Source organism: Streptococcus cristatus, from assembly GCF_003944225.1.
In the GTDB taxonomy this organism is placed as follows: domain Bacteria; phylum Bacillota; class Bacilli; order Lactobacillales; family Streptococcaceae; genus Streptococcus; species Streptococcus cristatus_K.
Window position 1 is genome coordinate 328763 of the sequence record NZ_RJPN01000001.1, and the last position, 22025, is coordinate 350787.

A 22025-nucleotide genomic window follows, 5' to 3' on the forward strand; every position below is an offset into this window, starting at 1 on the left:
TCTTTCTTAGATTTTTACTCCACAATTGCAAGAATGTTGGCTTCCCCAACAACCAAGAATTTCTCATCTTGATCTTTGACTTCAATGCCAGCATGGCTTTCAACTAAAACCTTATCACCTGGCTTGACACTTGGTGCAACCAGCTCTCCGTTCAATGTACGGATTCCTTGGCCAACTGCGATGACTTTTGCTTCTTTTGTCGCGTCTTGTCCTGCACCAGCAATGACAAAGCCACCAACTTTCTGTTCTTTTTCTTCTACTTTTAAGACCACACGGTCACCTAATGGTTTTAACATCTTTTTCCTCCAAAGATTGAATTTTAGCACTCTATGACACCGAGTGCTAATCTATAGTTATTATTTTATCACTTGGTCAGAAATAGTCAAGAAAAAACTTTGCCGAATGACAAAGTTTTTGGGGGAAATTAATTGGAAACATTATTGAGCTAACTTCAGTTTCTCTTCAAAATCATCAATAACCTTTTGCAAATTTAGTCTACCCTTGTAGATGCCATAGCCAAAGACCAGCATGACAAGAATTCCCAAAATAGCTAAGATGCCGCCTACGATGAACAGAAGCAGATTGGTTCGATGAAAGAGATAGATCAGGACAAAATTGATTAATTCCTTTCAAAAAACGAAGGTAGCCTCATGAAATACCTCCGTTTCTGTATATATTCATTCAAATACAAATTGATTGTGGTAGAGCTCAGAATAGAAGCCGCCTAGATGCAGCAATTCATGATGATTGCCTCTTTCAATGACTTCCCCATCTTTTAAGACAATAATCTGGTCCGCATTCAATATAGTCTTTAAGCGGTGAGCGATGACAAAGCTGGTTCGGCCTGCCACAATAGCCTCCATCGCGCTCTGGATCTTGCTCTCGGTTACCGTATCAACATTGGAGGTGGCCTCATCCAAGATCAGCACTTGAGGATCGGTCAAAAGGGTTCGAGCAATTGAAATCAATTGCTTTTGACCTGTTGAAAAGATGTTTTGATCATCATCTACGATCGTATCATATTTATCAGGCAAGCTTTCAATATACTCGTGAATATGGGTAGCACGCGCAGCGATTTCAACCATCTCCTGACTTGCATCCGGCACTCCAAATCGGATATTGTCTCGAATGGTTCCGCTGAACAAGACAGAATCTTGCAAAACGATACCCACATGACTGCGCAAGCTATCCAAGTCATAGTCTCGGATATCACGTCCGTCAAATTCGATACTGCCCTTATCCACATCGTAAAAACGATTGATCAGGTTCATGATGGTCGTCTTCCCTGATCCTGTCGGTCCTACAACAGCTATCATCTTGCCTTTTGGCGCTGAGATGGAAACATCCTTCAAAATCGGCTTACCTTCGACATAAGAGAAATCCACATGCTTTATCTCGACGCCTTCTCTCAGCTCGGTAAAGGCTGGTGCATTCTGCGGGCGCACTTCCTCGGGCGCATCAAACATTTCCTGAATCCGATCCGCACCAGTGAAAGCCAGCTGCAGACTTCCCCAGCTTGCCGCAACCTGAATGATAGGCTGATAGTATTGTTGAGAAAACTGTGTAAAGGTTGAAATCAGACCAATGGCTACTGAGGTCTTCACATTAGGATCATTGAGCATAATGGCTGAACCTACAAAAATCACAATAGCCGTATTGATCAGGCTCATTCCGTTCATGACAGGAAAGAGCAAGCCAGCAAAAGCGCGTCCTCTGAAAGTAGCTGACCGAACCTTATCATTTTGCTGGACAAAGCCTTTGATGACTTCTTCTTGCATTCCCTGCACAATGACTACCTTCTGGCCGGAAATCGTCTCATCCATATAAGCATTGAGCTGACCAACTTCTTTTTGCTGCAAGTCTGTGTACTTGCGAGCCAGCTTGACGATGGACACCAAGACAATGATGGCTACTGGCGTACTGGCAATCGTCACCCAAGCCAAAGTCGCATGCCGCATAAACATGATGATAATCAGACCAATGTAAAGAGCGATATTGCTCATCACTTGGACTAGGCTCTCGTTGAAAGCCTGCAAGATATTATCTAAATCGCTGGTAAAACGCGACAAGATATCCCCGTCTTGATGGCGGTCAAAGAAGGAAACGGTCAAGCGAGCCAATTTCCCAAAGAGCCCCTTACGCATTTCATTGGTTGAGTAAGAAATGATCCGACTCATCAATAACATGTAGATCAAGCTAGATAGCGAAAGGAAGATGAAAGCCAGCGCCAAATTCCACATGATTCCTTGAAAAGCGGCAAAGGCTGAAACATCACCTGAAGCAAGCTTGCCACTCGCAAAAGCACTGCCCAACTCCACCAGCTCACTGATGGCGAGACCAGTAAAAATCGGAAAGAGAACCTGTAAAACCGTCGAGATGATAATCATAATCATGACGACCAAAAAGGCCAGTTTATACTGCTTGAAATATTGCCAGAAAAATTTTGCTGTCTTCATCTTAGTCCTCCTTTCCTTTTTGAGTCTCATAAATTTCTCGGTAGACATCATTTGTAGCAACCAAGTCTGCGTGTCTACCTTGCCCAATCAAACGCCCTTGATCTAGCACCAAAATCTTGTCCGCATGAACCACGGAGCTAATCTTCTGAGCAATGATAATGGTTGTTGTTCCCTTCAAATCCTTGTTCAGCGCCTCTTGAACCAGCTTTTCGGACTTGGCATCCAGAGCGGAAGTCGAGTCATCTAGGATAAGAATATTAGGATTGCTGACGACACCACGCGCGATGGACATTCTCTGCTTTTGTCCGCCGGAGAAATTATTTCCCCGTTCTTCGACCTGGCTGTTGTAGGTATCTTCCATGCGATTGATAAACTCGCTTGCCTGAGCAATGCGCGCCGCCTGTTCTAATTCTGGCAGGCTGGCATTTTGCTTTCCTTGACGCAGATTGTCCGCAATCGTCCCCTTAAATAAAATAGCTTTTTGCAGAACGATGGAGACATTTTTTCTCAGCGAAGCTTCACTAATGTCTCGCAAGTCCTTGCCACCAATTTTGATGGAGCCTACCTGAGGATCAAAAAGACGTGGAATGAGCTGGGCCAGAGTTGATTTCCCTGCTCCCGTCGCTCCGACAACACCAATCATCTCTCCTGGTTTGACTTCAAAGCTAATATCCTTGAGCATGGGCTCTGTATCTGTCGGATAGGTAAAGGTCACATGATCAAAGACCAGACTACCTTCCAAATCTTCTTCAGCTTCATTCTTGAAGGTCATCGCTGGCTCTGTATCCAAGACCTCCTTGATCCGCCGAATCGACACCATGGCACGCGTAACAGTATTGCCCAAAAAGCCAACCATGATGATAGTAAACATGATTTGATTCAAATAAGAAATGAAAGAGACAATCGAGCTAACCAAGCCTGGATCCATCTGTATCATGCTAGATAAGAGCCACATGGTCAGATAGACAGCCCCATAGCCGACGATCATCATCATCGGTTGAACGATCGAAAAGGCGTATCCAATAAAGAGATTTTGCTCCAAAAGTTCATCTGAAACTTGCGTAAACTTCTGATACTGCTCTCTCTCCTGCACGAAAGATTTGACGACACGGACGCCACGCAGATTTTCTTTGGCAATTGAATTGATCTTTTCTAAGAGAACTTGGAATTTGGCAAAGCGTGGCCCCATCAAGCCCATCATCACTCCTGTCAAAAAGAAGACCAAAAAGACCATCAGGACAATCACCCACCACAAGGAAGGAATGGTCACCACCGCCAAAATAAAGGAACCTAAAAATAAAATAGGCAGGCGGAATAAAATCTGAAACATCATCATGACCAAATTTTGTACTTGGTTGATGTCATTGGTCATGCGGACGACGAGATTCCCCGCATTGAACTGTTCAATATTGGCATAAGAGAAGGTCTGGATTTTCCGAAAGGTTTTTTCCCGTAAATCTGACGACACACCTTGCGCAATATAGGCTGCCAGGGTCACATTTGCCCCGCCAGCAAGCAAGCCAACCAAACCAAAACCCAGCAACCAAGCCCCTAAACGATAGATTTCTTCCCGGTTTCCTGACAAAAGAGCATTCAAGACATCTTTGAGATACAGGGGCTGCAACAGCGAGCTAGCTAGCATCAGCGATGTCATAAGAAGAGATAAAAAGATAAATAATTTATAGGCTGATAAAGCTTTTTTGAACATAATTCCTCCTCGTAGATTTTTAACTTTGTTTAGCTTCCTTACTATATCATAGATAAAAACAATGTCAAGTAAGAAATTTCAACTATTGTATGGTACAATATAATAAATAACTCTAAATTGATTGAGTCCTTTTGTGGGTCTCGTACAAGGAGAAAAGATGGATAAACAACGAATTGCTGTGATTGGCCCTGGCTCTTGGGGAACGGCTCTGTCGCAAGTCCTCAATGATAATGGCCATGAAGTCCGAATTTGGGGCAATATTGCAGAGCAGATTGACGAAATCAGTCACCAACATACAAACAAACGCTATTTCAAAGATGTGGTTCTAAGCGAGGAAATTAAGGCTTATCATGACTTGAACGATGCTCTAGAAAACGTCGATGCTGTGCTTTTTGTCGTACCGACCAAGGTGACTCGTCTGGTAGCCAAACAAGTTGCGCAAACCTTGGATCACAAGGTAAAAATCATGCACGCATCCAAGGGATTAGAGCCTAACAGCCACAAACGGATTTCGACTATTCTGGAAGAAGAAATCCCTGCAGACTTGCGTAGCGAGATTGTCGTTGTTTCAGGACCTAGCCACGCTGAGGAAACTATCGTCCGCGATATTACCCTGATTACCGCAGCATCTAAGGACCTTGAAACAGCTAAATATGTGCAGGAGCTCTTCAGCAACCACTACTTCCGCCTCTACACCAATACCGATGTCGTCGGAGTGGAAACAGCAGGTGCTCTGAAAAACATCATCGCAGTCGGAGCTGGAGCTCTCCACGGACTGGGCTATGGCGATAATGCTAAGGCAGCCATCATCACACGCGGGCTGGCTGAAATTACCCGACTGGGTGTCAAGCTTGGTGCCAGCCCTCTGACTTACAGCGGTCTTTCTGGTGTCGGCGACTTGATTGTCACAGGAACTTCTGTCCACTCTCGCAACTGGCGGGCCGGCGATGCACTGGGTCGCGGCGAAAAACTGGCTGATATTGAAGCCAACATGGGCATGGTTATCGAAGGAATCTCTACAACCAAGGCAGCCTACGAACTAGCTCAAGAGCTCGGTGTCTATATGCCTATCACTCAGGCCATCTACAAGGTTATCTATGACGGCCATGATATCAAAGATGCCATTCATGATATGATGAATAATGAATTCAAAGCTGAAAATGAGTGGTCTTAAGTTATAGTATTTTTTATAAAGGAGAATTTATGCCAAAAGTCAGAAAAGCAGTCATCCCTGCAGCCGGTCTCGGAACCCGCTTCTTGCCAGCCACTAAGGCACTGGCCAAAGAAATGCTGCCAATCGTTGACAAACCAACTATTCAGTTTATCGTCGAGGAAGCTCTCAAATCTGGAATCAAAGACATTCTGGTTGTCACAGGGAAGTCAAAACGCTCCATCGAGGACCACTTTGACTCCAACTTTGAACTAGAATACAATCTCAAGGAAAAGGGCAAGAACGACTTGCTTAAGTTGGTAGATGAAACCACTGGTATTGGCTTGCATTTTATCCGTCAGAGTCATCCACGTGGACTCGGGGATGCCGTACTTCAAGCTAAGGCCTTTGTCGGAAATGAACCTTTTGTGGTCATGCTGGGTGATGATTTGATGGACATTACCAATGACAAGGCAGTGCCACTCACCAAACAACTCATGGATGACTACGCAGCAACCCACGCATCTACTATTGCAGTTATGCAGGTTCCTCACGAAGAAGTCTCTGCTTATGGCGTTATTGCACCACAAGGCGAAGGCGTCAATGGCCTCTACAGCGTTGAAAAATTTGTTGAAAAACCAGCACCAGAAGATGCACCAAGTGATTTGGCCATTATCGGGCGCTACCTACTAACGCCAGAAATTTTTGAAATCTTGGAAAAACAAACTCCCGGCGCTGGTAATGAAATTCAACTGACTGATGCCATCGATACCCTCAATAAGACTCAGCGCGTTTTTGCCCGCGAATTCAAAGGTGATCGCTATGATGTCGGCGACAAGTTTGGCTTCATGAAAACTTCTATCGATTATGCCCTCAAACACCCTCAAGTCAAAGACGATTTGAAACAATACATTATCGATTTAGGCAAAAAATTAGATAAGAAAACGAAAAAATAATAGAAGCGCTCAAGCAATAGATTAGCTAATGCATCAGCTTTTAACACTATACAGAAAACACCTAGATTTACTAGGTGTTAGATTGAAGAAAAAGTCCATTTTGGACAATTTCTTCAATCTTTTTCTTTTGCTGGATAAAGTAAAAAAACTCTTAAAAATAATATCACATCAACATCTCTAAGAGTTTTCACTATATGGTAATCAACCTCTATCAGCAATAGAAAAATTGATGATAGAGGTTGGCAACATTTTGGAATACCGCTTTAAAAAGCGGTAATTGAGTTCATTTCTCAAAAAATTGGTCGTTGAAAAGTCAGAAAAATCAAAATAACTGCTAATACAAGGTAGGCTGCCAGTGCTAAAAACCGTTGGGTCTTGCTAAAAGCGTAGCGCTCTCCTGAAACTGGTAAGATCACAGCTCCTAAAGCTCCACCGACTAGACCGCCCAAGTGGCCTGCAAGACTAATTCCCGGTAAAAAACTCATGACCAGATTAACAGCTAGCAGGCTCATATAGGACTGACCCAGCTGCTGCAGATAGTAGTTTCGCGTAGCAAAACGAAGCACAACAACGGAAGCAAAAAGGCCGAAAAGAGCAGTAGAAGCCCCAGCTGCCAAGCTATTAGGTGAAAAATAGACCACGAATAAATTCCCCATCACGCCTGACATCAGGTATAGGATCAAGAATTTCCAAGAGCCAAAGATAGCCTCAATCTGTCGACCAAGAAAGTAGAGCGTCAGCATGTTGACCACAAAGTGCTCCAAGCCAATATGGATAAAAATAGCAGCAAAAACCCGCCAAAACTGCTCCGGCAGCGCTTGAATCGTGTAACCGTGCACGGCTCCAAAGTGATACAAGGCTTCGGAACTGCTGTATTGAAAACCGTAAGAAAGAAACATCAAGGCAAAAACAAGGCTCGTTAGGATAAGCAGGATGCTTGTCACAGGATAGTCTCTATCAAAGATTTGCTTCATAAATAAGTAACTCCTTTACCGAAACATCATGTTGAGCTGGTACAAATTCTGCCTGTTGGACTGCATAAATAGTGCTAATGCTTGCCCCTGTATAATCAGCCAGATAGCGATCATAGTAGCCACCGCCGTAACCAATCCGAAAGCCTTGAGAATTAAAGACCACACCCGGCACATGAATCAGATCAATCTCCGTCTTCTCCACAGCCTCTTCGCTCATTGGCTCCAGCAAACCAAAAGAGCTCTTTTGCAGGCGGCTTTCATCATAATCCACAAATATCATCCGACCCTGGCCATAGGTTTTAGGCACCAAAACCCGCTTGCCATCCAACCGAGCCTGCTCGATAAAGGATGCAGTTGAGACTTCATGCGGCATAGAAAGATAAGTAGCGATAACATGAGCTTCTTGATAAGCTCTTGACTGGAGCAAGTGCTGGGTCAGCCAGCTATCTGCCAGCTCTTTTTCTTTTCGCAACAGTTTCTTCATTTGCTTTAGTACAGTTTGTCTCAGCTCTTTTTTCATGCAACTCGTCCACCTTTTTCTTATCTTTCGTTGATTTTATAATCTAGGAATTTCCCAATCTTTTCAATAGCAAAGGGCAGTGCTGCCTCATCCGGTGTCATCTTGGGATGATGGAGGGCATAGGGACTGTCCACTCCCAGCCAGAACATGACGCCCTTGACCTTGCTGAGCAGATAACCAAAGTCCTCACCTGTCATAGCCGGCGCAATATCAATCAGCTGCACTCCTTCTTCCTTCTGGAAAAAGCCCATCAATTCGTCTGCCAAGTCAGGATCATTTTCCACAGGCAGATAGCCACCTTGTTTAAGCTCCAAGTCCAATTCCAGACCGAAACTTTGGGCTATACCCTCTGCTATTTCTCGTAAGCGCTTCTGGGTCAAGAGATTCATCTCCTGAGTCAGAGTCCGAATGGTGCCATGCAAAAAGGCTGTTTCTGCGATGACATTGTTGGTCGTGCCAGCATGGAGCGAGCCAAAGGTCACAACTGCCCCCTCGATCGGATCGACATTGCGGCTGACAATGGTCTGCACCTGGGTGATAAAGTAGCTAGCCGCCACCAAAGCATCATTGGCTTCATGAGGAAAGGCCGCATGGCCTCCTTTCCCCTTAAAGGTCAGCTTGACTTCACAGGTACCAGCAAAAAGCGTTCCTCTGTTAGTGGCAATCTCACCGACCTTGAGGTCAGGCCGCACATGGAGACCATAAAACTCATCTGGCAACCAGTCGCCAAAGGCACCGTCTTCGTACATGAGCATACCGCCAGCTTCGTTTTCCTCAGCAGGCTGAAAGAGAAAGAGCAGATTGTGGGTAGGCTGAGCGCGCACAGCTTGCTCCAGCAGGCCTAGAGCCACCGTCATGTGCATATCGTGTCCGCAAGCATGCATCCGGCCTTCATGGGTACTTGCAAAGTCCAGGCCTGTATCCTCCACAATCGGTAGGCCATCGATATCTGTCCGCCAGCCAATCGTCTTATCGGGTGAACTTCCCTTGATAAAGACCAAAATACCAGTCCGCCAAGTTCGGATTTCCACAAAGTCTAGACCTGCTGTCAGTCCATCAATGACCTGCATCAAATAGGCATGGGTCTTGTATTCTTCCAGACCGATTTCCGGTATCTGGTGCAAATCACGGCGAATGTTCAGATAATCAAGCATTTTTCTTTCCTTTAAAATCCTGTCAGAGCAAACAAAGAGCTAGACCGCCCCCGATGAAGTTCAAGGGCGGCAGTATCCTGTTAACCAATATTAAAGCGTACGCAGAGCATCTTCCAGAGCTGTCTTCTGCTGGGTCTTTTCGTCAATGGTCTTGATAACTCGTGCCGGAACGCCAGCAACTACTACGTTTTCCGGAACATCCTGGGTCACAATCGCACCAGCCGCAACAACGGAACCACTGCCAATTTGTACACCTTCAATCACAACCGCATTGGCACCAATCAGCACATTGTCTCCAACCCGAACTGGCTCAGCACTAGCAGGCTCAATGACTCCCGCCAGAACCGCACCAGCACCAACGTGACTATTTTTGCCAACAATCGCTCGGCCACCCAAAATAGCACCCATATCAATCATGGTTCCCGCACCAATCTCCGCACCGATATTGATAACTGCTCCCATCATGATAACAGCATTGTCACCAATTTCAACTTGGTCACGAATAATAGCGCCCGGCTCAATACGGGCATTGATGTCGCGCTTATCCAAAAGCGGCACCGCAGAGTTGCGGGCATCCTGCTCTACAACATAGGTCTTATTTTCCTCTAAGTTCACTAGGAGTGGCTCGATTTCTTCCCAGTCTCCAAAAAGAACATTGCCTAGCTTCACAACAGACCAAGGAATCGATCCGTGCAATTCTCCATCAAAGGTTACCTTGACAGGAGTTTTTTTCTTGGCATCAGCGATAAATTTGATGATTTCTTGAGCATTCATTTTCGTAGCAGACATGGCGTCACCTCTTTGTTCTTTCTATTCTTTGTTGGGGGAGGAAAGTTTCCTCTCCTATCTCTTTTATTTCTCTATTATAACATAATTCGGCTATGCAGTTAGGACTTTATTAGCAGCTAGTATGCTATTTAGTCTCTTGAACTTTATTCAAATGAAATTGTCCGTCCTTGCCCTTTACAAAGTTTAAATGGAAGAAGGTTTTATCCTCTGCCCTATAGCCCATAGACATACTATAATATCCTTTCACCACTGCTTTGTAGTAGTTGTTGGGAAGTCCCAAATGTTCTATCACTTCTAGATCGGTGATGCCAGTTTCTTCATCTGACGTCATTCCCTTAAGGAAGGAAAGCCGTTCCCCTGTCAAATCCTCATTTTGATAAATATTATAAGCTATGCTAGTAAGATGTAGACCTGAACCAAAATCCCAGAATTGAAGGACGGCAAAGCCTCCTCCCTTCAAATCATAGATCAGTGATAATAATTTATCCTTCTTGCCAATCACCGTTTCATCGCTGCTTTTAGCTAAACCATGTTGACGAACAAAATTGGATACTGTTATATTTTTATCCTCGTCCTCTTCAATCTTATACTTTATAAAACCCCTTGGTTCCCAATCCAAAACTTCGGCATTTGAAGAAGAATATTTTGCTTCTGTTCTTACAAACGGATTCTTTCTGTAAGAATTGGTCCAATTCCCGATTAAGACAAGTAGGCCGATAACAAGGCCAATCAGGGCTAGAGCACTCATTAGCTTGAAAAATGGTGATTTGTGTTTAAACTTTGCGGTTCTCTTAAAAGTTGACTTTGATTCTTGTCTTGTGCCTTCCTTGAGGTTTGTTTCAGCTAGCAAACTAGCTCCTTCCTTAGACTCTCGTTTTAAGGGTTCCCTAGTTCTACTAAATTTTCCCTTATGTTCCCTTCGTAATTTTTCTAAATCTCTTTTTCCCATCTTTCTATCCTTGTCTGTTTAAGAAAAAATTCCGTGCTCTCAGTCTAGGCTCTCAGACCGTGCTTGTCATCATACTTTTTAGACGGTAAAGCCCATTCACTTCGTCAAAAAACAAAGAAACTGTCATATTGTCCGTGGTTGAATATTCAAGAAGAAGTGAATCAACTTGCCACTTAACTGGTTTAGAAGCATAAATAGTTTTAGGCATTCCCAGTTCTGCTATGGCCTGTTTTACTTCCATTCCTTCTTGCTTATCTTGAGGAATAAGAGTTCGGTAATCATCGACCGATTTCGTAACTGGCCCCCAAGCATTACGGAATAATCTAACGTATACTGATGAGAGCTCTGTTCGACCTTCAACATCCCTAAACCTTAAGGTAATAGCTCCTTTTTCTCCTATTAATTTATATGTCAAATCTACTAGTTGGCCGCCTTTCACGCGATTATCTATACTACCGGAACTAGCTTTGCCATACTTTTTGACAAAATCCTGTGGAAATACATTAGGCTCTTTCATTATTTCAATCATCTGTAGTATATCTTCTATTTGAGAGTCTATTTGTCGATTCTCGTCAACAAGATCAGAATCTGCCTCAGTCAGCTGCTTTATCTTGTTTTCTGATTCTGTCGGAACAGTATTAACAGACGATATAGCTGATTGATTTCCTTCTGACTTAAAAGCTGGTCTCATATACATCATCAAGAAGCTAATCAGTCCCACTAGACCTGCAGCAATCACTAAGAGTGAGGCATAACGAGATAGCGCAGACTTTGCTAAAAGCTGGCCATTGGGATTGCCTGCTGACTCTGTTCGCCGCTTTTCTTTACTTGAAAACTCAAAACCCAACTCTCGAGAGCCATCATGAGAGAAGGCTCTCTGCTTTTTTTGGTCTAAACTTGACCTTTTTCCCCAATCTCTTTGGACTTTTCTTCCTTTTCCCATCCTCATCTCCTCCAAGGAACCTAAGTTCCTCTTGTTTTTCTGGTAATTCCTGTCTTTCCGCTAAAAAACAACTTCTGCTAAATAAGCCAAGCTCTAGCACCAAGCACGTCCTATCAATAAACACTCTTCCGAGTCAACTCATAGTCACCTGTTGGACTTAAGACAAAGTCTAAATAGAGATATCTTCCATCTTTTAGTTTATATTTGATGTAAACTGTCGTTTGATTCCTATAGTCTGCCGACTTATTGATAACTTGTGGCACACCAAATCGTTCTAATACTGCTTGTAAATTTCTACTTGGTGCTGATTTATCCACAGTAAAATCCTGAAAATCCTCCTCAGTCCATAAATCCGAATGGCTTAATTGAGACTGGCTAGTCAAACCTTCCCCTCGAATTGTATTCAGCCGATACTGATCTCCGATAAGATTGAAATAGAGCTTGACGATTTGCCCTCCACCTGATGAGAGATAAAAAAGGTAGAGAGCCTTTTCTTCTCCATCTTTAGCCACACTTCCAGAACTTGCTTTTCCATATCGTTCAGCAATTTCCTCTGCTGTCGGAGATAGTTGCTCACCCGTCCCCTGCCCAGGCGAAGAAACCTGCAGAGCTAGGACATCCTCGAAAGTCCAAGTCATATTTTCTGGCCCCTTATCAGCACTAGAAGCCGACGATGCCGACTCCTGTGGCTCCGAAGCTTCCCATTCGCTAGACGAGTCTGCAACGTAAGCAGAAGCTATATTTTCTTGGCTCGATTCCCAGCTTATTTGGTCAATACTTTTGTCATGAGTGCCCATATTTGAAAGAAAACGATAAAGCAAAAGAAGGGCTAATGATAGCAAGACCAGACTCGCCAAAGCAGCAACTAGAGACTTAACATCCCCCTTCTTTCTTGTTCTAAGCCTACTCGATTTCCAACCAGTTTTAACTCCAAACTGATTCTCTCCTAGCTTTTCTTTCCTTGCTTCTTCCTTTGTCTCTTCGAGGGCAGCTCCTCCCCTTTCCCGCTGATTCTTGACCGACGAAGTGTTTCTAGCTTTAAACTTGGATTTGTGCTCCCGCCTCAATGCTTCTAAATTTCTATCTTTCACCTTTTCACCTATTAACTAAATACTTGATTGCTCATTCCCTTTCTACAAACGGCTGATGCTCCTGCTGGGCAAGCGCTAGTGAGCACCTGCATCTCCCGCTTCATTTCCCAAACCCGAACTCTCTGTTAATTGATAGCTCTGAGACTTATTATTTTCAAAAGAAAAACCGACTTCCTGCCCATCCTCTAAACGGTAATAAATCGATAAAGTAGCATTGCCAAAGATTCCCCCATTCCAATCAAGGCGCTCTGGAAGTCCCAACTGACTGACAATCTCTTGATAGGCCTTCCCTTTCTCTATACCAGCAAGTTCTTGACGAGTAAGTTGAGCATTTCGGTTTGGCAAATGCGCACTACTGAGATGAGCACATTTTAGGGATTGCAACTTAGGAGTTTCAGAAGAACCAAAATAGCTCTTAAAAGAGAGGCTCACTTTCGCTTCCGTCCCTGCTTGTGAGTAGTCTAAAGCTATCGTTTTGATTGGGTCATCTTGGTCTATTTCTTTACCGGACTCAGCTTTCCCTAACTTTGCAACCACCTCATCGACCTTTGTCAGATTTGGAACCGATGAAGTGAAGTCTGAGAACAAGGAAGTAACATCATCATAGCTAATATGAAACTGATACTCCTCTTTTTTAGCAATCCATTCTGGACGATTATCAGATTTCAAATCTTGATCCTTTCCATATGAGTCTAACATACGAGAAATAGCTGCAGCTTTTTCTTTATCTTTTACCTTTTCCATCTCTAGCCACGTTTTTCCAGCCTCAGCCAAAAAAGTCAAAATCCCCAAACTGGAAAGTACCATCACCCATATCTTAGAAAAGAATCCTAGTTTTTTCTTCTTAAACTCTACTTTATCTATCTCTCTAGCAAGCTCATTCGAGCTTATTCGCGGAGAAAGCTTTGCCTGCTTTGATTCAACAAGGCCTGACACCGGCTGGCTAGCTTGATTTCCACCAAGGACTTGGTTTTGTTTTTTAGCTTTCAGTGATTCTAAGCTAGAAATGAGACGCTTCAGCTCTCTCTGCTTTAATTCCAACAAATTCTGCGATAGAAGCGACAGAGGCTCCTTCACCTGCTGAGCTCCTGCTAACTGCTCAGAAAACACCGACTGGTCTTGAGGACTTGGTTTAGCCCCATAGCCGGTTTTGTCCTCTATCGAAAAGACGGCAGACGGCTCATTGCTTGAGCTCTCTATTGGAAATACCACTTTTGATGGAGACGAAACGGAAGGACGAGGTTGATTTTCTTCTGCCCCTCTCTGCGCTTCTTTCAATCCAGCAGATGATTTGATATGTTTGTCTTCCTTGGTTTTCCATTTGGATAGAAAGGATGATTGGCTATTTGCTGGCTTTTTCGTTTGGGCCTTCTTGAATTTTGATTGATGTTTCTGCCTCAAAGCTTCCAGATTTCTCTTTCCCATAGCTCCTCCTCATCTATTGGCTCTTCTATCATTGAAAAGACGACTCTATTAACAGTTCACAATGGTTCTTCGCTGGATGCTGCTATTCTCTTTTCTATAACCATACCAGTCAAATAGCTATGCAAACTATCAGGATGGCTACCTTTTATAAAATAACTATTTGAAGACAGTAGCCTAGCATGAAACTTGTCATGCTAATATAACTTTATTCCAGTATATCATATTTTGAACGGGCTTAGCTTGAAAGCACACAAGCAAGAAGGCACGAACTCTCGTCCGTGCCCACAAAACCAACTATATATGACCATTTTTATTTCACTTTTTCAGCCAATAATAACTTCATCCGAACTCCTTTCCAATCTTGGTCCTCTGCTTTTCTAGAACCGTTCAAATAGCAGCAAGCTCAACTTTCTAGGTAAAAGTCTATCCCATTGCTACTGCATCTTCTCTGATTGTAACATATAATTAGGGAAAGGAAAACTGTTGCTGAGTCGACAAGTAAGCGAGAAAGCCAGATAGCGGGCTGGCTAATAAAGCATGGTAACAGTTGATTTTTAAAAGAGCAAAAAACCTCCCCAAAGGGAGGCTGTGTTCTATATTACAAACGTGCGTTAAGTTCTTTGCTCAATTCTTCAAATCCTGGTTTACCAAGAAGGGCAAACATGTTGCGTTTGTAGGCTTCAACACCTGGTTGGTCAAATGGGTTGATAGCATTCAAGTAACCTGAAAGGGCGATGGCCAATTCGAAGAAGTAGATAGTGTAGCCAAGAGTGAAAGCGTCTTGCTCTGGAAGAGTCACATACATATTTGGTACGTCACCATCAGTGTGGGCAAGAAGAACGCCGTCGGTCGCTTTTTTGTTTACAAAGTCAACGTCTTTTCCTTGAAGGTAACCAAGTCCGTCAAGATCTTCTTCCAAGCTAGGGATAATCACGTTCTTACGAGGTTTGTCAACACGGACAACTGTTTCAAACATGATGCGAGTTCCTTCTTGGATAAATTGACCCAATGAGTGCAAGTCAGTTGAGAAGTTAGCTGAAGTTGGGTAAATACCTTTTTGGTCTTTCCCTTCTGATTCACCAGCCAATTGTTTCCACCATTCTGAGAAGTATTGAAGTGATGGCTCGTAGTTTACTAAGATTTCAGTTGCATAGCCTTTGCGGTAAAGGATGTTACGAACGGCTGCATATTGGTAAGCTTCGTTTTCAGCAATCTTGTCTGAAGTGTAGTCTTTACGAGCTGCATTCGCACCTTCCATAAGGGCTTTGATGTCAGCTCCTGATGCAGCGATTGGAAGCAAACCAACTGCTGTTAATACTGAGAAACGTCCACCGATGTCGTCTGGAACCACAAATGTTTCCCAACCGTTGGCATCTGCTTCAACCTTAACAGCACCTTTTTGGCGGTCAGTTGTTGCATAGATACGTTTGTTTGCTTCTTCTTGACCGTATTTCTTAACCAAAAGCTCTTTGAAGACACGGAAAGCGATAGCTGGTTCAGTTGTTGTACCTGATTTAGAAATCACATTTACTGAGAAGTCTTTGTCAGCTACGTACTCTACCAAGTCAGCAAGGTAAGTAGATGAGATTGAGTTCCCTGCGTAAAGGATTTGTGGTGCTTTACGCTCTTCTTTTGTTTGCAAGTTAGCAAAGTGGTGGTTCAGGAAGTCGATAGCTGCTTTGGCACCAAGATAAGATCCACCAATACCGATCACAACCAAGACATCACTGTCTGATTTGATCTGCTCCGCAGCTTTCAAGATGCGGTCAAACTCTTCGCGGTCGTAGTTTTCAGGAAGGTCCAACCAACCCAAAAAGTCGCTACCAGCACCAGTTCCTTTACGGATCAATTCGTCTGCTGCAGTTACCTGTGCTTGCATGTATTCCACTTCATGTGGAGCTACAAATTTATCTAAAACTTTTGAATAATCAAATTTAATATGTGACATGATATTCCTCCATTTTTTCTTCCACTCTATCATATCGCTTTCATACTTTTTTAGCAAGTAATTCCTTCAATGAAAACGCTTTTAGTTTATATTTTGTTAAAATTTTACAATTTTGCAAATCCTAGACCAGAAGCGAACGCAATCGTTTGCGCAATTTGCCGTTTTTACCAGAAAATCCCTGTTCCCAATTTCATGAGCAGATTGAGATTCATAGATTCTGTCCCATCAGAAAAATTGTGTCGATTGCTCTAAGATTCATCTGCGCCTTACACAGGCTTGATATTGTAGTTTTCGGAACCTAGTTCTCACTTCGTTCGAACTGCGTCAATGTCTCTAAACTCATCTTCCTCCTTCGGAGTTGATTCGTTAAGAGGCATAGAAAAAGAGCACACAGTTCAAATCGCTTAGGGCTGCTGGATTCCTCCCCTGACCCGCTTCACGCAGAACTGTTGCTCCACTAATTAGTATAACACAAACTTTCTTTTTTGGCTAATTTTCTTTACTTTTTCCTGCGATTTCTGAAAAAGTTCTGCATAATCGCCGCACATTCTTCTTCTAAAAGGCCGCTTTCAACCTCTACACGATGATTCAACCGCTCATCCGTCAGGATATCGTAGAGACTACCCCCAGCCCCGAATTTCTGGTTTTTCGCCCCATAGATCACCTTTGGAATCCGAGCCAGTCCGATGGCGCCGCTACACATGACGCAGGGCTCAATCGTGACAAAAAGCGTCGTATCCAGCAGACGCCAGCTATTTTCACGCTGATTGGCCTCCTCAATCGCCATGATTTCCGCATGCATGACCGCCCGCTGCAGCTCCTCACGCGCATTATGTCCACGTCCGATAATCTGACCATCCTTGACCAAGACACAACCAATCGGTATTTCATCATTGGCGAGGGCAATCTCCGCCTCCTTCAGCGCCTCCCTCATAAACATTTCTTTTTCCTCTATCGTGTAATCCATCTCTTCCCTCTTCCTTTTAGTTTCTTTGTTCATTATACCACAGGCGGCTCATGACTCACAAAAAAGCCGCCGATTGGGCGACTCTTATGGGAGATTATTATGAAAAAGTTTAGGAGGTTTAAACAAAGTTAGGAGGTCTTTGTTTATGCTTCTAGTATAGCTGGCCTATCTTAAATAAAGCTTAAGCTTTTTGAGTATTGATAATTTTAGCAATTTCTCCAACTTCTTGGACAATATAAGTCGCTCCAGCTTCTTCTAGCTCTTCCCTGCTACCAAAGCCATAAAGGACACCGATAGAATCAAGCTTTTGCGCTTGAGCGCCAAGCACATCGTGCTCCCTGTCTCCAATCATGATGGTATGCGCCAAATCTGTAATCCCATTTTGCTCTAAGGCATACTGGATAACATCGCTTTTTTTACTACGTTTTCTATCCATGGTCGCACCAGCAACAAAGTCAAAATAGTCATACAAGCCAAAATACTTGAGAATCTGAATGGAAAATTCTTCAGGTTTTGACGTAGCTACAATCAACTGTTTGCCAGCCTGTTTCAGAGAAGCTAGCAAGTCAGGTATACCTGGATAGACCTCATTTTCATAAAGGCCTTTTTCAGAAAAGTACTCATGATAGTAGTCAATGGCCTTTAAACATTCTTCCTTAGAAAATCCATAAAAGCGCTCAAAAGAATCCTGCAAGGGCGGACCGATGAAAACTCTCAATGCTTTCTTGTCTGGCACTTGAATTCCATATTTTCCTAAGGCATAGGTCACCGAGTTGGTAATCCCTTGTTCTGAATTGGTCAAGGTACCGTCTAGGTCAAATAAAATCGTTTGATACATTTTTCCTCTTTCTGCTTTCAAAAAGAGGCTGGGACAAAAGTCCTAGCCTCTCAATTGTCTTTGGATTGTCGAGCAAGACGCAGTGGTTGAGTGGGCTCTACTACGCTGATTTCATCAGTTTCCACAGCCCTACTCAACTGTGCGGAGGTGGGACGATGAAATCGAATTCTAACGAATTACCGATTTCTGTCCCACTCTCTTGTCTTCACTTGCTTATAAACTAGACCAAACACTTTCCAAAATATTGGTTTGCTCGCGACCTGGTCCGACTGAGAAAGTCGAAATGCGGACTCCAACCAGTTCGCTGACACGGCGAACATAATTGCGGGCATTTTCTGGCAGGTCTTCTAGACTGCGGACACCAGTGATGTCTTCTGACCAACCTGGCAATTCTTCATAGATTGGCTTGCAGCGCTTGAGCTGCTCCAAACTTGCTGGATAATGGTCGATTCGCTCCCCATCCAAATCGTAGGCTACACAGATTTTGACTGTATCTAGACCACTTAAAACGTCAATGGAGTTGAGTGAAAGGTTGGTAATTCCTGATACGCGGCGGCTGTGGCGCATCACAACGGAGTCAAACCAGCCCACACGACGCGGACGGCCCGTCGTTGTACCGTATTCATGGCCCACTTCGCGGATACGTTCGCCCACTTCATCAAACAATTCAGTTGGGAATGGTCCATCACCGACACGGCTCGTATAGGCCTTGCAGACACCAACTACCTTGTCAATCTTGCTTGGACCAACACCTGAACCAATCGTCACCCCACCAGCAACTGGATTAGACGAGGTTACAAATGGATAGGTCCCTTGGTCAATATCCAGCATGACACCTTGTGCCCCTTCAAAGAGGACACGCTTGCCTTGATCCAGGGCATCATTGAGAATGACTGATGTGTCGGTCACATACTGCTTGATTTGCTGACCGTATTCATAGTATTCTTCAAAAATATCGTCAACGCTCATCGCTTGGCTATCGTACAATTTCTCAAAGAGGCGGTTTTTCTCAGCAAGATTCCGCTCCAAGCGCTCTCTGAAAATGTCTTTATCCAAAAGGTCAGCGATACGGATACCAACACGCGCAGCCTTGTCCATGTAGGCAGGACCAATTCCCTTGATCGTCGTTCCGATTTTATTGTCGCCTTTAGCTTCCTCTTGCAGGCGATCCAGCTCGATATGGTAAGGCAGGATGACATGGGCACGGTCTGAAATGCGCAAATTATCTGTGGTAACACCTTCTTGGTGCAGATAAGCCAACTCCTTGACCAGAGATTTAGGATTGACCACCATCCCATTTCCGATCACTGAGATTTTTTCTGGGAAGAAAATTCCTGACGGAATCAAGTGCAATTTATATTTTTTCCCGTCAATCACAATCGTATGTCCAGCATTGTCACCACCTTGGTAGCGGGCAATCACTTCAGCATTGGCCGAAAGGAAATCCGTAATTTTCCCTTTTCCTTCATCTCCCCATTGGGTTCCTACAACAACAACTGATGTCATAATTTCGTCTGAGCTACAAGAGCTCTTCCTTTCTTAATCTACAAGGCAGGAGTTTCACCTGCAAACGTATCTTACACTTTATTATAAGAAAATTTTGAATTTTTTTCAAGATCAGGTATCTTTTAAATTTGGATTTTCACTTTTGAAAGCGAATAATTCTTTTTGGATTTTTCCATTTTCACGAAATATATTCAACAAATGGAAATAAAAGTTCGGAAATTCATCAAAAGCGTAGTGAATAGTTGTTTTCTGGCCTTTTTTATAATAGACTGAAAGTACTATACTAAGGACGGAAAACATGATGACTATTGATCGTTTACTCGAAAAGCTAGACCCTGCCAGCCCAATCTTACAGGCGACTTTTGGACTGGAAAGAGAATCCCTACGCGTGACAGAGGCAGGGACACTGGCATCAACTCCCCATCCCAGCTCTTTTGGCTCTCGGAGTTTTCATCCCTATATCCAGACGGATTTTAGCGAGCAACAGCTCGAATTGATTACGCCCATTGCCTCTTCAACTCAGGAGGCCCGTCGCCTACTAGGTGCCATTACTGATGTGACTGGACGCTCCATCTCGCAAGAAGAACTCATGTGGCCCTTGTCCATGCCGCCCCAACTACGAGATGAGGAGATTGAGATTGCCCACCTCGACAATACCTACGAGCTCCGTTATCGTCAAGGTTTAGCGGAAAAATACGGCAAACGGCTCCAGACCATTTCCGGTATTCATTACAATATCGAGCTAGGAAAAGATTTGATGACGGCCCTTTTTGAGGCTAGTGACTTCACCTCCCTCAAAGATTTCAAAAATGCTCTCTATCTCAAATTAGCTCGTAATTTCCTCCGTTTCCGCTGGTTCTTGACCTATCTTTATGGTGCAGCTCCACTGGCAGAAGCTGGTTTTTACGATAAGCCAGTTGAGGCTCCTGTCCGTTCACTCCGCAATAGCCATTATGGCTATGTTAATGAGGAGCATGTCCATGTGTCATTTAGCTCGCTGGAAAGCTATGTCTCGGACATCGAGTCCTATGTCGAGTCTGGCGATTTAAGTGCGGAAAAGGAATTTTACTCACCCGTACGCTTTCGAGGTCAAAAACGAAATCGAGATTATCTGCAACAAGGCATTACTTACTTGGAACTGCGCTGTTTCGACCTCAATCCTTTCGACGTTTTGGGCATCAGTCAAAAAACCTTGGACACAGTCCATCTCTTTCTCTTGGCTCTATTGTGGCTGGATGATGTGACAGATAGTGATGCACAGCTACAAGCTTCCTATGCTCTCAACGATGCTGTTGCTCTGGCTCACCCCTTGACGCCTCTACCTGCAGAGGCCGACAGCTCTGCTATTCTCCAAGCTATGGAAAATGTCATTCAGCATTTCAATCTCTCTGACGCCTACCGTCAATTGCTAGCGCAAGTCAAGGCTGCACTAGCTGATCCCAAGCTGACTCTGGCAGGCCAATTATTACCTCATATTGAGAAGAATTCCCTCTTAGATTTTGGACTTGCAAAAGCGCGGGAATATCGAGATTACGCCTGGACTGCACCCTACGCCCTCAAGGGCTATGAAAAGATGGAGCTTTCCACTCAAATGCTGATGTTTGACGCTCTCCAGAAAGGCCTCCATCTCGAAATCCTAGATGAAAATGACCAATTTCTCAAGCTTTGGCATAGTCAGCATGTGGAGTATGTCAAGAACGGCAACATGACCTCCAAGGATAACTATGTCATCCCTCTGGCCATGGCCAATAAAACCGTCACCAAAAAGATTTTGGCTGCAGCTGACTTTCCTGTTCCTGCTGGGGCGGAGTTTTCTTCTCTCGAAGAGGGACTGGCCTACTATCCTTTGATTAAAGACCGACAAATTGTTGTCAAACCCAAGTCAACCAACTTTGGACTAGGCATCTCTATCTTCCAAGAACCGGCTAGTCTGGAAGCTTATCGCAAAGCTTTGGAGATTGCTTTTTCAGAAGACGCTGCCGTTTTGGTGGAGGAATTCATCGCTGGAACAGAGTACCGTTTCTTTGTCTTAGACGGTCAATGTGAGGCAGTCCTCTTGCGTGTAGCGGCTAATGTGGTCGGAGACGGTCAGCATACCGTGAGAGAATTGGTTGCTATCAAAAACGACAATCCCCTACGCGGGCGCGACCATCGTTCACCGCTTGAAATCATTGAACTTGGGGACATTGAACTGCTCATGCTGGACCAGCAAGGCTATGGACCAGATGACATCTTGCCTGATAGAGTCAAGGTTGACTTGCGGCGCAATTCCAATATTTCTACTGGCGGAGACTCGATTGACGTCACAGACAGCATGCACCCATCTTATAAAGAACTAGCTGCGGACATGGCAAAGGCTATGGGAACTTGGGCTTGTGGCGTTGACCTGATCATCCCTGACAGCTCTGCTATTTCCACCAAGGAAAATCCCAACTGTACCTGCATCGAGCTCAACTTCAACCCCTCTATGTATATGCACACCTATTGTGCTGAGGGGCCGGGACAAAGCATCACCCCTAAAATACTAGCCAAACTTTTCCCAGAAATGGACTGATAAAACACGAATCGCAAGGAATGCCTTGCGATTTTTGCTTGCCCACTTGTGATAAAAAAGAACTCTTACGCTTACTTTTAGGAAAGGAAACAAAGCT

At 44.0% G+C, this 22025-nt stretch carries 18 protein-coding genes, 1 other RNA gene and 1 pseudogene; 3 read left to right on the top strand and 17 right to left on the bottom strand.

From position 1 onward, the window contains the following. Positions 1-14: 14 nt before the first annotated feature. From groES to D8797_RS01810, 4 genes and pseudogenes are all read right to left on the bottom strand, one after another. Positions 15-296 (bottom strand): co-chaperone GroES, encoded by a 282-nt coding sequence (groES, locus tag D8797_RS01795; RefSeq protein ID WP_005591589.1) that lies wholly within the window; start codon positions 294-296, stop codon positions 15-17. Positions 297-437: 141 nt separating this feature from the next. Next, a pseudogene (locus tag D8797_RS01800) lies at positions 438-620 on the bottom strand (DUF202 domain-containing protein); the annotation flags it as partial. A gap of 57 nt (positions 621-677) precedes the next feature. Next, positions 678-2456 carry an ABC transporter ATP-binding protein gene (locus D8797_RS01805; protein ID WP_125379024.1) on the bottom strand — a complete coding sequence of 593 codons (1779 nt, stop codon included), beginning with the start codon at positions 2454-2456 and terminating at the stop codon, positions 678-680. A gap of 1 nt (position 2457) precedes the next feature. After that, the gene (locus D8797_RS01810; RefSeq protein WP_125379025.1) at positions 2458-4164 is read right to left on the bottom strand and encodes an ABC transporter ATP-binding protein; all 1707 of its coding nucleotides are present in this window, start codon (positions 4162-4164) and stop codon (positions 2458-2460) included. 157 nt (positions 4165-4321) lie between these two features. Here D8797_RS01810 and D8797_RS01815 point away from each other — a divergent pair, with 157 nt between their 5' ends. Together D8797_RS01815 and galU are read left to right on the top strand one after the other, a co-directional pair. Next, positions 4322-5338: an NAD(P)H-dependent glycerol-3-phosphate dehydrogenase gene (locus D8797_RS01815; protein ID WP_125379026.1), complete on the top strand. Its 1017-nt coding sequence runs from the start codon at positions 4322-4324 to the stop codon at positions 5336-5338. Between the two features lie 29 nt (positions 5339-5367). Beyond that, the gene (galU, locus tag D8797_RS01820; RefSeq protein ID WP_005591576.1) at positions 5368-6270 is read left to right on the top strand and encodes a UTP--glucose-1-phosphate uridylyltransferase GalU; all 903 of its coding nucleotides are present in this window, start codon (positions 5368-5370) and stop codon (positions 6268-6270) included. Positions 6271-6560: 290 nt separating this feature from the next. Here the strand turns inward: galU and D8797_RS01825 are convergent, their stop codons facing one another. The 13 genes from D8797_RS01825 to D8797_RS01885 all read right to left on the bottom strand — a co-directional run bounded on the left by D8797_RS01825 (position 6561) and on the right by D8797_RS01885 (position 19374). Then, on the bottom strand, positions 6561-7244 hold the full coding sequence (locus D8797_RS01825) for a rhomboid family intramembrane serine protease (RefSeq protein ID WP_125379027.1): 684 nt from the start codon (positions 7242-7244) through the stop codon (positions 6561-6563). After that, positions 7228-7764 (bottom strand): 5-formyltetrahydrofolate cyclo-ligase, encoded by a 537-nt coding sequence (locus D8797_RS01830; protein ID WP_125379028.1) that lies wholly within the window; start codon positions 7762-7764, stop codon positions 7228-7230. The genes D8797_RS01825 and D8797_RS01830 overlap by 17 nt, the downstream gene beginning before the upstream one ends. A 20-nt stretch (positions 7765-7784) precedes the next feature. Then, on the bottom strand, positions 7785-8918 hold the full coding sequence (locus D8797_RS01835) for an N-acetyldiaminopimelate deacetylase (RefSeq protein WP_125379029.1): 1134 nt from the start codon (positions 8916-8918) through the stop codon (positions 7785-7787). 90 nt (positions 8919-9008) lie between these two features. Beyond that, on the bottom strand, positions 9009-9707 hold the full coding sequence (gene dapD, locus D8797_RS01840; protein WP_125379030.1) for a 2,3,4,5-tetrahydropyridine-2,6-dicarboxylate N-acetyltransferase: 699 nt from the start codon (positions 9705-9707) through the stop codon (positions 9009-9011). Positions 9708-9831: 124 nt separating this feature from the next. Continuing rightward, a complete protein-coding gene (locus D8797_RS01845; protein ID WP_125379031.1) occupies positions 9832-10656 on the bottom strand; it encodes a hypothetical protein in 825 nt (274 codons plus the stop codon). A gap of 52 nt (positions 10657-10708) precedes the next feature. Further along, positions 10709-11599 carry a hypothetical protein gene (locus tag D8797_RS01850; RefSeq protein WP_125379032.1) on the bottom strand — a complete coding sequence of 297 codons (891 nt, stop codon included), beginning with the start codon at positions 11597-11599 and terminating at the stop codon, positions 10709-10711. A gap of 113 nt (positions 11600-11712) precedes the next feature. Further along, the gene (locus D8797_RS01855; protein WP_125379033.1) at positions 11713-12690 is read right to left on the bottom strand and encodes a hypothetical protein; all 978 of its coding nucleotides are present in this window, start codon (positions 12688-12690) and stop codon (positions 11713-11715) included. Between the two features lie 75 nt (positions 12691-12765). Next, on the bottom strand, positions 12766-14115 hold the full coding sequence (locus D8797_RS01860; RefSeq protein WP_125379034.1) for a hypothetical protein: 1350 nt from the start codon (positions 14113-14115) through the stop codon (positions 12766-12768). Positions 14116-14713: 598 nt separating this feature from the next. Continuing rightward, positions 14714-16063: a glucose-6-phosphate isomerase gene (locus tag D8797_RS01865; protein ID WP_000018243.1), complete on the bottom strand. Its 1350-nt coding sequence runs from the start codon at positions 16061-16063 to the stop codon at positions 14714-14716. Positions 16064-16438: 375 nt separating this feature from the next. Next, positions 16439-16524: signal recognition particle sRNA small type (gene ffs, locus D8797_RS01870), an RNA gene on the bottom strand. A gap of 38 nt (positions 16525-16562) precedes the next feature. Then, a complete protein-coding gene (gene tadA / locus D8797_RS01875) occupies positions 16563-17030 on the bottom strand; it encodes a tRNA adenosine(34) deaminase TadA (protein ID WP_185780822.1) in 468 nt (155 codons plus the stop codon). Positions 17031-17211: 181 nt separating this feature from the next. Beyond that, positions 17212-17868 carry an HAD family hydrolase gene (locus D8797_RS01880; RefSeq protein WP_125379036.1) on the bottom strand — a complete coding sequence of 219 codons (657 nt, stop codon included), beginning with the start codon at positions 17866-17868 and terminating at the stop codon, positions 17212-17214. 213 nt (positions 17869-18081) lie between these two features. After that, on the bottom strand, positions 18082-19374 hold the full coding sequence (locus tag D8797_RS01885) for an adenylosuccinate synthase (RefSeq protein WP_048792129.1): 1293 nt from the start codon (positions 19372-19374) through the stop codon (positions 18082-18084). Between the two features lie 301 nt (positions 19375-19675). Here D8797_RS01885 and gshAB point away from each other — a divergent pair, with 301 nt between their 5' ends. Continuing rightward, the gene (gshAB, locus tag D8797_RS01890) at positions 19676-21928 is read left to right on the top strand and encodes a bifunctional glutamate--cysteine ligase GshA/glutathione synthetase GshB (RefSeq protein WP_185780832.1); all 2253 of its coding nucleotides are present in this window, start codon (positions 19676-19678) and stop codon (positions 21926-21928) included. Positions 21929-22025: the final 97 nt, after the last annotated feature.